Source organism: Streptomyces sp. Isolate_45, assembly GCF_024721315.2.
Taxonomy (GTDB): Bacteria; Actinomycetota; Actinomycetes; order Streptomycetales; family Streptomycetaceae; genus Streptomyces.
Genome location: NZ_JANFAK020000102.1, coordinates 19,192 through 31,035, shown reverse-complemented (window position 1 = coordinate 31,035; position 11,844 = coordinate 19,192). Strand labels below are relative to the sequence as shown.

Here is an 11,844-nt window from a genome sequence, read left to right as displayed (position 1 = left end):
CCCCCCCCCCCCCCCCCCCCCCCCCCCCCCCCCCCCCCCCCCCCCCCCCCCCCCCCCCCCCCCCCCCCCCCATGACGCGTTCCGGCCGGTTTGGCCTTCGGGGGTGGCGCGAAATGGCCGGTCGGGGGTGTCTCGGGCTGCTCGGGGTATCCGTGCGGGCAGTCGGGGCGTCCGTCGTGACGCAGCAGGGGACCTGCTCACCTCCAACGATCGACGGCCGCCCCGCCCCCACCGAGGTCCGGGGCGGTGTGCGGACCGCGCCCTCCCGTTCCCGACCGGCGTCCGGTCGTGGAAGTGGTGGCCCCGGATGTGAAATTCGGTGTGACGAGGACCGGGTGGCGCCTCGTCTGCTTCAGTGGCCTCGATTCGGATGCCGACCGGCGGGAAGCGCAGACTCATGGCGGACGCTCTCGTACGGTCGCTTCCCTGCGGATTCTGTCGGGCCACCGAGGAGGACGGCGCAGCGCGCACGTTGTGCATGGCCGGAGGTCGTTTGTCGGTGACGTGGCATACCGGGTCGTGTCCTCATCTGGCCGCGGACAGAATCCTCGCGGAGCGGGAGTGAGGGTGACGTGGGTGGCGCCGGATCGTTTCAGCCGGTGTGAATGAGAGATTCCGCTTCCTGATGGCGGCTCCCTGCCGGCTGACCGTCGTTGCCCGCTCGACGTACGGGCCCCCGCCTGGCGAGCCGGCCCGTAGCGCCGTCCGGGAGGCGAGGTGAGCCAGCGGTCGTTCTACTGGTGCCGGGCCTGCCGTCAACCTCTCTACGCCACCAGCTCGACCGCCTTGGACGCCGACCGGGACTGGGAGGTCGACCACCAGCAGCCCGGGGCGTGCGGCAACGACCATCTGATGCCCCTCGAGGGCACGGCCCCGACCCCCGAGGACCTCCCGGACGCTCCGCGGGTCCTGCGGCTCTTCGGATCCTGATCCCGAGAGTCTCCACTGCCCCGCCGACCGCGGTGAGGTTCGCCGACACTGCCGGCCGCCCGCCGGGCCAGGCGTGGGGATGACCGCTCGCGCGGGGGCGGTGTGCGGCCACCTCCTGGTGGATGACGCTGAATGTTCGCATCACGGGGTTCCGGCGGGTCCGCCCGCGATGGAGCGCCACCGCGCGGGCAATGAGTGAGACCTTGGGTCGGCTGCTCCAGCGAGGGGCGACTTCTCGCCCAGGCCGACGCTGAAGGCGACCTCGACTGGTTGTCGCGGTCGACTCCACCATCGTCCGCGCCCACCAGCACGCCGCCGGGGCCCGCCAAGAGGCTTTCTGCTCCGGCGACTTGCTCTCGCGGGAGCCGGTGGTGATCTAGCGTGACGCGTGACGTACAGCCGATGACGAGGAGCTCCACATGAGCAGCGGCGAAACCGAAGCGACCATCCCCGCCGTGGAGGAGACTGCGGTGCATCAGATTCCGGCGGTGATCAGGGTGGCGCAGCCGCCGGCCGCCGCCGATTCCCGGGACAGGCTTCTGGTGGCGATCGGTGCCCAGGCCGACCGTCTGGCCGGAGGAGCCGGGGGCCAGGAAGCCACAGGGTTGGAGGCGCTCGCCCGTGCCTACGCCATCGTGACGTCCAGCACGGCCTCGGCCGCGACGGCTGCCGCGACCCAGGAGATTGCGCCCACCGGCCGTAGCAGTGCCAACCAGTACTGGAAGGTCGAGGTCTGGGACCACGACCACATCGGCAAGGACCAGCTCGAAACCGGCGGGCCGACCACTATCGATGACTTCCATTGAGGTGGGAGGTTCCGCGCGAGTGACGGGCGCCGGGTGCGATCGGCTGCCGGTGCCTCAGGGGGTGTCGGGTGCGGTGGCCGCGGCCTGTTCGGCGGCGAGGAGTGCTTCGACGTCGGCGGCGTCGGAGCCGGCCGCCCTGCTGCCCCAGCCGCGGTGGACGACCAGAAGCCAGCAGTTCCAGGGGCGGGGTGGGACGTGATCTGGCAGTGGATGGCTTGGGGGCTGCCGGTCAGACGGCCGACGTGCTCCGTGTTGCCTCGTGCGCCTCGGTGAGAGCTTGCTGTCGGATATCTCCGAACAACTGGATCGTGGTGGCGGCCAGGATGTCGTCCCTGTCGACGGTCCGTGCATCCCCCGTGCGGGAGTACAGAGTCGGGACGGATTCCTTGAGGAACGGGGGTGGGGTCGGCTCTCCTGGCAGGACGAGGGCGACCGTGCCGCACCGTTTGACCCCGCCTTCACGGACGACCATCACCGCGTCGCGGGCGAGGTCGGTCAGGAAGTTGCTCGCGAGTCCGTCCAGGTCGCGGACCAGCGCCGGGACGGCCCTGACCCCCTGGCTTCGCAGCAGTTTCTTGGTCTCGGCCTCGAACCTGTGCGCGCCGACCATGGCACTCGGCTTGCGCGACTGGCTGGGCCTGGGGGCACGCACGATGACACCCTCGGCGTCGTAGGTGACACCGTTCAGGCCCTTGAACGTCGGGCTGTGGTCGTACCACTTGTCCCCCACCGTGAGTTCGACGTTGCGGTAGAGCGATGAGACGAGGTCCGCAGGAAGCAGCTTCGTCCGCGCCTGTTCAGCTGCCGCCCTCCGGCATCCGTCGACGATCTCGGTCAGCACTGTCCGCACCACCGACGCGGCCGCGCACGCGGCCGGCCGAGAAACGTGCATGGAGGTCACGTCCCTGAACATCGTTTTGACGAGAGAAGGTGTGAACGGCAAGGCATGTATGCCCGATGCGGGTGTGGGAATGCTCTTGGATCGTGTGGGTTGTACAGGCATCGGACGAAACGCTCCCCGGTGTCGGATTGGTCAGAGGCACACACCCAGGACAGGCGGGTGGTCAGGGGTGTAGTCCCGGCACGGCCTGCTCCTTTGGGGGCCCTAAGGTGCGGGCCAAAGCCTCGCATCCGACACTGACACCCGCCCGGCCGGCCCCGGATCCTCGGTGTTCGGAGGGGTGGCCGGGTGCGTAGGGTCGCCCGCATCCCCCTGGTGCCCTCGCCTCCGGTCTACCCTCCCGCCGGGCCGGGCGGGCCGTCCGCCGCCCTCGTACCCGAGGACGACCGGCAGGCGTGGAGGGGGGTGTGGGCCGCCCACGCCGCAGAGAGAGCCGCCGCGGCGGTGTCGGAAGCCGGGTGATACCCGGCCGGGGGATCCGGGGGGTGTGGCCCGACGTCGGCTCTGTGCCTCCCGCCGTGCCGGGCCGCCGCCCGGAAGCGGCGGCCCGGCGGCAGTACTGTGGTGACGCCTGCCGTACCCAGGCCTACCGGGACCGGCGACCAGGGCACGGTCCGGTGGATGACCCGCCAGGTCTGCGGCCGGATCACCGATCGGGTGTTGGTCAGCCAATGTCCGTGTTGGAGCCGCTGCCGAGGATGCGGATGGCGACGTCGTCCACGTTCACCAGACCGTTCTGAATCTCGTTGTCGTCGTCGTCGTCGTCGCCGCCGCCGCCGCCGCCGCCGGTGCCGGTGCCGGTGCCGGTGGCACCGGCAGCGTGGGAAGGGGGCTTGTGGTTGGCGCAGTTGGTTCCGAAGGCCGGCGACAGGATGTCACCGATGCTCCGGCGGAAGCCGGCGCGGCGGCTGCGGCCAGTGCCGCCGCCGCACCGGCCGTGAGTACGAACGTCGTGGCTGACTTGTATGTGGTCACCCCTGGAGAACGATCTCCGGCAACAGCCAGTGCGCACCCGAATCGCTCCGGCCGGGTGTCACCGGGCCCAGCCGATGCCGAGGTCGGCCAGGCGCTGCTCGCCGTTGAGGCCGCCCGCCGGCTGCGAGACATGAGCGTCAGCCACTGGGGGTTTTGGGTGATCAGGCCCGGGTGCTCCACGCCGTCGCGGCCCGGCGGTGAGTGTCACCAGGTGACGGGCAGTGTGCGGGGGGCGCGTGAGGTCCGGCCGGTCTTCCACTGGGCGGGGCCGGCGGCGCGCAGGCCCGGTCGTAGGCGGGTGAGGGCCCTGAGGGATTCCTGGAGCTGGACGCGGGCGAGCTGTGCGCCGACGCAGAAGTGGGCGCCGTGGCCGAAGGCGAGGTGAGAGGGGGCGGCGCGGGTGAGGTCGAGGAGGTCGGGCGCGCGGTACACGCTCTCGTCGTGGTTGGCGGAGGAAGTGAGTGCGAGGACGGCGTCGCCCTGGGCGACGGTGATCCCGCCCAGGGCGACGTCCTCGGTTGCCACGCGGATGTTCGCCCCCATGCTCGCTTGCGCGTAGCGAAGGAGTTCTTCGACCGCGTTCGGGATCCGGTCGGGTTCATCGCGCAGGAGCATGTACCGGTCGGGTTGTTCGAGCAGGAGGTGGACCAGTCCGGCCAGCCGGTCCGCGGTGGTGCCGTAGCCACCGGCGAGGAGGACCACGCAGAAGGAGATGAGTTCGCCCTCGCTGAGTCGGTCGCCCTCGTCGCGGGCCGCGATGAGCACGCTGAGCATGTCGTTGCCGGGGTGGGATCGTTTGGCGGCAACCAGGCGGGCGAGATAGTCGGTCATCTCCTCGACGGCCGCGCTCACTTCCGCGTTCGTGGCCGTGACGCTGCGCATCACTTCGTCCCAGGCGTCGAGCCGGTCGGCGTCCACCCGCGGTGTGCCGAGGAGGTCGCAGATCACGGCCAGGGGCAGTGGGCGCGTGAAGTGGGTGACGAGGTCCGCGGGACGCTTGGCCGGTTCCATGGCGGCGAGGAGCTCGTGGGTGAGAGCGGTGATGTCCTGGCGCATGGCTTCGGTTCGGCGGACTGTCAGGGCCGGAGAGATCAGTCTGCGCAGGCGAGAGTGGTCGGGCGGATCGCTGGCGAGGATCGAGTCGGGCAGGACCGTGGCGCGGCGCCCCGCGGTCGGTGGCGCGGTGGCAGGACCGCTTTGGGCCTTCTGTTCTCGGGGGGCACGGGTGCGGCTGAACCGCGGGTCGGCCAGTACCTTGCGCACGTCGGCGTTCCGTGTGACCAGCCAGGCGGTACTGCCACTGGGTAGCCGGACCCTGACGACGGGTCTGTCGCGCCGCAGGTCGGCCAGCTCGGGGAGTGGGGCGAGGCCGTCGGTGTGCGGGAAGGGAAACGGCAGCGGGCCGTCAGGGCGGCTCATGTGATGCTCCATCCGTGCGGTGAAGCGGGGCGGTCAGGGCCGTTCATAGAGGGAGACGTGGTAGGCGCTGTCCTTGGTGAAGGGCCCGCCCGCCCAGCCGCCCCAGCGCTCGCGCAGACGGAGACCGGCCTGTCCTGCCATCAGGTCCAGTTCGCCGTGGCCCGCGTAGCGGAACTCGACCCGCAGGTGGCGGGTGCGGCCATCCTCGTGGATGACGTAGTGGGAGCGGTAGCGCTGGGCGGAGGGGTCGAGGCGCCGATGGCACAGCACGAGGTGGTCCTCGTCCTCGGAGACGACTTCCGATCCGCCGGCGGCCCGGGCGAGTGCCTCCGGGACGTGGGAGTCGAAGACGAAGAGGCCACCCAGGGAGAGCCGGCGGGCCACGTTCACGAAACACCGGGCCTGGCTCTCCTGGTCCCGCAGTTCGAAGAAGGTCCCCGCCGCCAGGTACACGAGGCTGAAACTCCCGGTGATCGGGACCTGGGAGAAGTCCCCGAGGGTGACGGGGACCTCGGCCCCCGCGGGTTTGGCACGGAGCCGGCCGATCATGGCTTCGGAGCCGTCGATGCCGTGCACGTCGATGCCGCGGGCGCGCAGCGGCAGGGCGATCCTTCCGGTGCCGATGCCCAGTTCCAGTACGGGTCCGGCCCCGGCGAGTGCGGCGAGTGCGTCCACCGTGGTGCCGCTGATTCCGGGCTTGCCGAAGAACCGGTCGTAGTCGTCCGCGAACTCGGTGGCGTAGTCGGGCCGGGAGGGCTTCGGCACCATGGGGCTCCTATCCGAAGGGGTGGGGGTGGGGGTGGGCGTGACTTGAGGCGGGTTCGAAACCCGCAGTCGGAGGGCCTGGCGGCAGCGGCAGTGCTCCAGGCGCCACGACGCGCACCACGCTCACTCCGGCGTCGCGGGCCGGGCCTCCGTCAGTCTCCACGAGGACCACATCGCGGCCTGTGTGCCCGGCCAGAACGTCGAAGGGATCAACCGGCGCAGCCTCTGGGGCGGGGCGTGTGGCCACACTGGTGGCCCCGGCCACCTTCCACAGGTTCAGACTGTCCTGCCGGTGGTACGCCCACAGAGCGTGCTGCACAGCGGTTCTCGGAGGGCCATCGCCCCGCCACCGCTCCCAGGTGGCGCGGGCCACGACGCTGCTCATGCTCCACCGCACCATGAGGGCTTCGTACACTGCCTTCTCGACGAGCGACTCGACCGTGTCCGGTGGCCCGCAGCGCGCCCCGAACGTCTGTTCCGTGCCGTCCGGCCGGTGCAGGCACACGACCACGCACTCGGCGCCGGGCGGTGCGGGCACAGCGAACGCGGTGGCCACCAGCCCTTGGGCCTCGAAGAGATCGCCGAGCGGCCCGGCGGGGGCCGCGGCCAGTGCCCGGGGAGGCAGACTGGAGAGCCCGTACCAGCTGCGCCGGATCAGATCCCGCTCCAGGACTTCCCAGGCGGCATGGCGGGCAGCGGACCGGCGGTCGGTGTGCGAGGCGAGTCCGGTGGAGCCGGCCGAAGGCAACGCCGCGCAGCCGGGCGGTGGACGGTGCTGAAGGAAGACGCTGCCCGCCGCGACATACACCGGCCTGCCGGCAACCGTACGTCCACGCACCCACAAGCGCCGACTGTCGGACCTGACCGATGGCACTATGACGGCCCGCGCCATGCCCCGCAGCTCGGCGGGTGTCGCCACGACCTCGCCGCCCGCCTCGGCCGCCCGACCGGCCATCACGTTCCCGATCCGCTCCAGGAGTTCCCCCCGCGCACCGCGCATGACCTGCTCCCGGTCGTGCCCGGCGGCACTGCCGACGATCACACGGTCCCCGTCAGCCGCACTGGTCCCCTCGAAGGCGGCCGAACGGGCGGCGACGCGCGCCAGCAGGACGTCCGGGTGGCCGGGATACGGAGCGAAGACCTGCGGCGTCCAGGCGTTCACCCGCGCCCTCCCAGCACGCTCGCACACTCCTCCAGTACCCGCCGGCCGCGCCGGGTGAGGCTGTCCGCGTGCGCGTCCAGGGTGCGGACGGCCATCGCACCGCCCTCCGCGAGCTTCGCGTGCCGCTGGGACGCCGCCGCACCCGCCACGGTAAGCCGCCGGTAGAACAGCACGCTGCGAGCCAGCACGACGGCCTGTTGGAAGAGCCCGCTCAACGGGCGGAGATCGGACCGCAACGGTGTGGCCACCAGCAGTCCGCCCGATCCGCCCGGGCGCGCCCCGCCGCCGGCGGTGGCTCCCGGGTCGGGCAGCAGGAACGGCTCCAGCGAGGCGGCCGCGTTGCACCGGGTGTGCGCGCCCTCGTGGACCAGAGCCTCGGCGCAACGCACCGGCCCCGGCAGTCCGTTCGCGCCTTCCCTCAGCCGGGTCCGATTGACGAGGACGGCTCCGTGGACGGTGAAGTCGGTGAATCCCTCGATGGCGTGGCCGTCCAGCAGGGCGACCTCGACCACCGTCTCCCGCATCTCCGCGGCGCCCTGCGGCCAGACCTCCTCCAGCAGGGCCAGCGCCTCCTCCAGCACCCTTCGCTCGCCGGCCTGCCAGCCGGCGACCTCCGAGCCGGCGGGTCGCCCTCGGACGTCGGCCCGTACCGGCACGGAGCGCAGGGCACGAGCCAGGCTGCGGCTGAGGTGGTCCTGCGGATCCACGGGCGCGCACATCGGCGCGGGGCCCACGGCCAGGCGTGTCTGCAGTTCCCGTATCCGGTCCGCGCCGAGAGGACCCGACCGCAGATCCCGCTGCACCGTGTGGACCACTTCGACGACGGCGGGCCGGTGCAGCGCCTGCGCCGGGGGCAGCGGCAGCTCGGCCCGTTCGAGCACCAGGCCCATGCGGCGGGTCAGTGCACCCCGGTCAGCGGCGGCCTGCCGGGCGTCCGGCTCCACCTGCATGCCGTACTCCTTTCTGAACAGGGAGGTTGAGACGTGCGGGTGCGGCGGGCCAACCGGCCCGCCGCACCCGCACAAGATCGCGCGCCGACTGCTACTCCGGGACGTCGACCATCAGGGCGAGCTCGGGAAGCTCCTCTGCCTCGACCTCTTCGATGTGGTGGATCTCCTCGTTCATGACGGAATCCCTTCATCTCGCCGACCCCACCGCTTCTCGGCAGGTATCCACCGGCAGCACCATCGTTGGCGAAAGGAAGGTCACTGCCAATGACGGCCCGTGCCCGGACGTGGATACCGGCCCAGGTCGGGCAGGGCCTGATACAGGCTTGCGTCGACCCCGGGACGAGGGCCTTGTCGATAGACCGGGCCATCGGCGCAGATGGCAACGGGAGGGCCTCAACCCGGTCACCAACACACAGCTCGTGGCAACAACGCCCATTCAGCCCGGCCATTCCTCCGCGCCCCCACCAGATTGTCCGGAAACCGAATGACCTCTCAGTTCCGCCGTTCCCGGTCGACTGCTATGAGCGGCATCCCGCTCACATGCCCGGCCGCCACTGCCCGGTCCTCGGCCGCGTAGTCGAAGGCCGACCTCCCCCAGCGTGCCGCGAGACGAGGAAAGACCTTCCGCCAGTCCCAGCTCCCGGTCGCCTCCATCAGCCACGCCACGGTGTCAGGCAGCGATCCGGCATAGTCGTGCACGGGCTGATGGCCGAGCTCCCGCTCCGCCCTGGCCGTATCGAGCACCAGCGGGTGGGCGAGCGACCACGGCGTCTTCGTGCGGACCAGCGATTACTACAAGATGTACCCCGGCAAGGCGTCGTCCGACCTGCACGATCTGGCCGGACATGACGGTGGCCCGGCGCGCAGGGACATCGACCTCAACGACGACGTTTCGAGTGTGGTTCTCTCGGACTGACCCGGGAAGGCGCTCACCGTACGCGGTGGGCGCCTCTTCCGTGTGGGGGAGTGGGGAGTTGGGATTGGAGTTGACCCGCTCGATTCCGTATTCGGCGTATGCCAGGGCCTGACTTGCTCGCTCTCGTTCCCGGCGGGGCGGTCCAGGGCTGGTGCGGGTCAGGGTTACCCCTCATGGCGGCGGGGGAGTGATCTCCATCGGTTGATCAGCATCATGAAGCGAGGACGGAAGCCACGTGAGCAATCGGCAGACCGGCACGGTGAAGTGGTTCAACGAGGAGAAGGGCTTCGGGTTCATCACCCCGCAGGGTGGGGGCGACGACCTGTTCGTCCATTTCAAGGCGATCGAGAGTGACGGCTTCAAGAGCCTCAAGGAAGGCCAGACCGTCAGTTTCGTGGCCGAGCGGGGCCAGAAGGGCATGCAGGCCGCGGAGGTCCGCCCCGAGTAGGCCGCGGTGCGAGCCGGTAAGGCGGTCGCCAGCACCCCGCCGCGACTGGCGTTCCGCAGGTCGAAGCGGGTGTTCCGGAATTCTGGGACAGCCCCTAGAAAAGGCCGGTGGACGTGTACTGCGTGAGGTTCGCAAGGATCTCGCGCAGCCACGGGCTGCGAACGGCTGGTAGCCGGACCAGGGTGCTCGCGCACGGCTTGGTCGTGCTGGTTCTGGAAGGACTGGGGGCGGGCGCACAGCTCCCTGCCGAACTCCGTCTCCGCCGCCTGGAGCTGTGCCCGCGCCGAAGCGCGTGAGTTCGTGAATTCTCGGACAGCTCGCGGCATCAACCCGCGCGTTGAGTAAACTGGGGCACGTGCGTGGAGCTGTACGCGCCCGGCGAGGCCGTCGTCTCGGGGAAGCTCGGCGGCGGCTCGATCGCCCTGGACGGCACCTCCATGGCCGCCCCGCACGTGACCGGAGCCGTCTCCCTCTACAAGCAGGCACACCCCGCCGCGACTCCGGAAGAGCTCTTCGAGTGGCTGGACGAGGAGGCCACCACGGACACGCTGCACAAGCTCAGCAAGTCGAGCCCGGACCAGGTTCTGTTCACCGGCGGTCTGTAGCCGCCGGTGCCACTCGTACGACCGGCACCCCGGACGTAGGGGGAGTCCCCGATCGACGGATCGGGGACTCCCCGTCCTCCGCTGAAGGCCCGTTGTTGCCTGTGTCCCGTGGTCGCCCCGGGTCCCGCGGCCGGTCCGGCCCCGAACACCGGCAGGACTGGGCGGCGCAGGCCGCCCCCCCCTCGGCTCCCGGGAGGCACGCGCGGGGACCCCTCACCGCTCCAGGCTGTTCCAGAGTGCGCAGTGGTGTGCGGAGTAGGCGTCGACGGGACGGACTGCGCCTGGTCCGGGAGCCAGGGACTGCACCGGCCATGCAGCCTGGGACCCCGGTCGGAGCGGGGACCAGCGCGGTGCGCCGGAGGAGTTCGGGTCGCCGGTGCGCGCGAAGCGCGTCCAGTAGTCCACCATCCGGTCCGCCAAGGCGCGCTGTGCGTCGGTCAGGGGCCGTTCGGTGGGGAGGGAGGAGAACAGGAACGGCATCTCGAAGCCGTGCGCCGCACCGTAGGAGAAGTCCGGGTTCGTGGGCAGGCCGGCGAGCACCGGGGCGTCCGGATCGCTGAACTCGTAGCCGTAGAGAGGGAGGCCGGGAGCACGGGCGGCGATGGCCCGGCCGGCTTCCAGTGTGGTGCACGTGAGCGACCGGTCGGTCAGCACCGCGGCCCAGGCGATCGCGGGCGTGGGGTGCTGGGATGCCGGATACCGGGCCTCGACGGCCGGGGCCGCCTTCCCGAAGGCGTCCACCAGACGGGCACGGTAGTCGTCCTCGGTGCGGAGCGGGAACATGGCGAGCGTCAGGCCGACGAACATCCGCATCTCGTCGTGGTTGGTGCCCAGGATGACCGGTACGCGGTGGAAGCGTCCCGACCTCAGGGCCTGGTCCGGTGCCTCGGGCAGCAGGGAATTTCCGAAGGCGGGCCGGTTGAAGGACTGCATCAACTGTGCGGTCGCAAGGCGATCCGTGCCCTGCTCGCGCAGACACGCCAGCACCTGCTCTCCGCTGCCCGACGTACAGCCCAGTTGCCGGGCGGCTTCCTCACCGGCCGTGCGGACGTCACTCTGCGCCGCGAAGGGCTCGTACGCCGGGGTTCCGGGAGCAAGTGCCCCGCGGGGGAAGGACATCATGCAGGAACCGCTCTGCAGCACGGCCCGCTGGAAGAGTCCGGCGCTCGTCGGCGACGTGAGGTGCGCACAGAGGCTGAGGGCGCCCGCGGACTCGCCGAACAATGTCACGTTGCCGGCATCACCGCCGAAGCTGTTCGCGTTCGCCCGGACCCAGCGCAGCGCGGCCTGCTGGTCCGCGAGTCCGAACGGCGGGGCGGAACCCAGACCCGGGTGGCCGAAGTAACCGAAGATCCCCAGACGGTAGTTGACCGTGACGACGATCGCGTTCCCGCGGACGGCGAGCTGCTCCGCGCTGTAGTCGCTGCCGGAACCGCCCAGGAACGCGCCGCCGTGCAGCCACACCAGCACGGGCCGCTTCTGTCCGGCCGCCTTTGACGCGGGCATGGTGACGTTCAGGTAGAGGCAGTCTTCCGAGCCGAGGACGGCGTCGGCGCCCGGCGTCGGCATCTGCACACAGCGTGGGGAGGCCGTCGTCGCGTCGCGGACACCCTGCCACGGGGTCGCGGGCGCCGGAACACGCCAGCGCAGCGGTCCGGTCGGCGCTGCGGCGTAGGGGATGCTGCCGAAAGTGAGGTGTGAGCCGTGCGTCGCACCGCGTACCAGTCCGTGGTCGGTCCGCACGACGGCGTCGCTCCGCCCCGCTGAGGGGAGGGAATCGGAAGGCGCGCCTGTTGCGGGCATGGCCGTGGCCGTCAGGAGAGCCACCGCGCACAGGACGGGGAAGAGGACGGTGCGGAGCCAGGCTCTTCGGCCGGGGCGCAAGGTCGTCATGGTCGGGGACATGCGTAACCACCCTTCTGTACAGGGGACGAGGAGCAAGACACCGCTCGGTCCGGAGCGGTGTC

13 protein-coding genes and 1 pseudogene are annotated in these 11,844 nt (G+C 71.0%); 6 read left to right on the top strand and 8 right to left on the bottom strand.

The genetic code is table 11. The features are described from left to right. The first annotated feature begins 717 nt into the window (after window positions 1–717). The 3 genes and pseudogenes from NOD94_RS27690 (at window position 718) to NOD94_RS27680 (ending at window position 1,736) form a co-directional block, all read left to right on the top strand. Window positions 718–930 (top strand): hypothetical protein, encoded by a 213-nt coding sequence (locus NOD94_RS27690; RefSeq protein ID WP_281208844.1) that lies wholly within the window; start codon window positions 718–720, stop codon window positions 928–930. A 209-nt stretch (window positions 931–1,139) separates the two neighbouring features. Continuing rightward, a pseudogene (locus NOD94_RS27685) lies at window positions 1,140–1,259 on the top strand (IS5/IS1182 family transposase); the annotation flags it as partial. Window positions 1,260–1,349: 90 nt separating this feature from the next. Then, the gene (locus tag NOD94_RS27680) at window positions 1,350–1,736 is read left to right on the top strand and encodes a hypothetical protein (RefSeq protein WP_281208843.1); all 387 of its coding nucleotides are present in this window, start codon (window positions 1,350–1,352) and stop codon (window positions 1,734–1,736) included. A 229-nt stretch (window positions 1,737–1,965) separates the two neighbouring features. On the opposite strand, the gene NOD94_RS27675 is transcribed toward NOD94_RS27680, so the two are convergent. The 7 genes from NOD94_RS27675 to NOD94_RS27645 form a co-directional block, all read right to left on the bottom strand. Then, complete coding sequence (locus tag NOD94_RS27675; protein ID WP_348652358.1) at window positions 1,966–2,739, bottom strand: hypothetical protein; 774 nt, start codon at window positions 2,737–2,739, stop codon at window positions 1,966–1,968. Between the two features lie 562 nt (window positions 2,740–3,301). Further along, the gene (locus NOD94_RS27670; RefSeq protein WP_281208841.1) at window positions 3,302–3,649 is read right to left on the bottom strand and encodes a hypothetical protein; all 348 of its coding nucleotides are present in this window, start codon (window positions 3,647–3,649) and stop codon (window positions 3,302–3,304) included. A 167-nt stretch (window positions 3,650–3,816) separates the two neighbouring features. After that, the gene (locus tag NOD94_RS27665; protein ID WP_281208840.1) at window positions 3,817–5,031 is read right to left on the bottom strand and encodes a cytochrome P450; all 1,215 of its coding nucleotides are present in this window, start codon (window positions 5,029–5,031) and stop codon (window positions 3,817–3,819) included. Between the two features lie 33 nt (window positions 5,032–5,064). Continuing rightward, on the bottom strand, window positions 5,065–5,799 hold the full coding sequence (locus tag NOD94_RS27660) for a class I SAM-dependent methyltransferase (protein ID WP_281208839.1): 735 nt from the start codon (window positions 5,797–5,799) through the stop codon (window positions 5,065–5,067). Window positions 5,800–5,806: 7 nt separating this feature from the next. After that, complete coding sequence (locus tag NOD94_RS27655; protein ID WP_281208838.1) at window positions 5,807–6,958, bottom strand: YcaO-like family protein; 1,152 nt, start codon at window positions 6,956–6,958, stop codon at window positions 5,807–5,809. After that, the gene (locus NOD94_RS27650) at window positions 6,955–7,908 is read right to left on the bottom strand and encodes an HEXXH motif-containing putative peptide modification protein (protein ID WP_281208837.1); all 954 of its coding nucleotides are present in this window, start codon (window positions 7,906–7,908) and stop codon (window positions 6,955–6,957) included. The genes NOD94_RS27655 and NOD94_RS27650 overlap by 4 nt, the downstream gene beginning before the upstream one ends. Before the next feature lie 492 nt (window positions 7,909–8,400). Further along, window positions 8,401–8,607 carry a hypothetical protein gene (locus NOD94_RS27645; protein WP_281208836.1) on the bottom strand — a complete coding sequence of 69 codons (207 nt, stop codon included), beginning with the start codon at window positions 8,605–8,607 and terminating at the stop codon, window positions 8,401–8,403. Between the two features lie 76 nt (window positions 8,608–8,683). Between NOD94_RS27645 and NOD94_RS27640 the strand changes: the two genes are divergently transcribed. From NOD94_RS27640 to NOD94_RS27630, 3 genes are all read left to right on the top strand, one after another. Beyond that, the gene (locus NOD94_RS27640) at window positions 8,684–8,824 is read left to right on the top strand and encodes a hypothetical protein (protein WP_281208835.1); all 141 of its coding nucleotides are present in this window, start codon (window positions 8,684–8,686) and stop codon (window positions 8,822–8,824) included. Window positions 8,825–9,059: 235 nt separating this feature from the next. Next, window positions 9,060–9,272: a cold-shock protein gene (locus tag NOD94_RS27635; RefSeq protein ID WP_281208834.1), complete on the top strand. Its 213-nt coding sequence runs from the start codon at window positions 9,060–9,062 to the stop codon at window positions 9,270–9,272. Between the two features lie 359 nt (window positions 9,273–9,631). Next, window positions 9,632–9,877, top strand: coding sequence for a S8 family serine peptidase (locus tag NOD94_RS27630; protein ID WP_281208833.1), 246 nt, complete (start codon window positions 9,632–9,634; stop codon window positions 9,875–9,877). Between the two features lie 213 nt (window positions 9,878–10,090). Here the strand turns inward: NOD94_RS27630 and NOD94_RS27625 are convergent, their stop codons facing one another. Further along, window positions 10,091–11,782, bottom strand: a complete 1,692-nt coding sequence (locus NOD94_RS27625; RefSeq protein WP_281208832.1) for a carboxylesterase family protein — start codon at window positions 11,780–11,782, stop codon at window positions 10,091–10,093. Window positions 11,783–11,844: the final 62 nt, after the last annotated feature.

Bases quoted from the DNA above. Each gene is read 5' to 3' on its own strand.
- NOD94_RS27665 (WP_281208840.1), bottom strand. From the start codon at position 5,031: ATGAGCCGCCCTGACGGCCCGCTGCCGTTTCCCTTCCCGCACACCGAC.
- NOD94_RS27625 (WP_281208832.1), bottom strand. From the start codon at position 11,782: ATGTCCCCGACCATGACGACCTTGCGCCCCGGCCGAAGAGCCTGGCTC.
- NOD94_RS27675 (WP_348652358.1), bottom strand. From the start codon at position 2,739: ATGCCTGTACAACCCACACGATCCAAGAGCATTCCCACACCCGCATCG.
- NOD94_RS27680 (WP_281208843.1), top strand. From the start codon at position 1,350: ATGAGCAGCGGCGAAACCGAAGCGACCATCCCCGCCGTGGAGGAGACT.
- NOD94_RS27660 (WP_281208839.1), bottom strand. From the start codon at position 5,799: ATGGTGCCGAAGCCCTCCCGGCCCGACTACGCCACCGAGTTCGCGGAC.
- NOD94_RS27650 (WP_281208837.1), bottom strand. From the start codon at position 7,908: ATGCAGGTGGAGCCGGACGCCCGGCAGGCCGCCGCTGACCGGGGTGCA.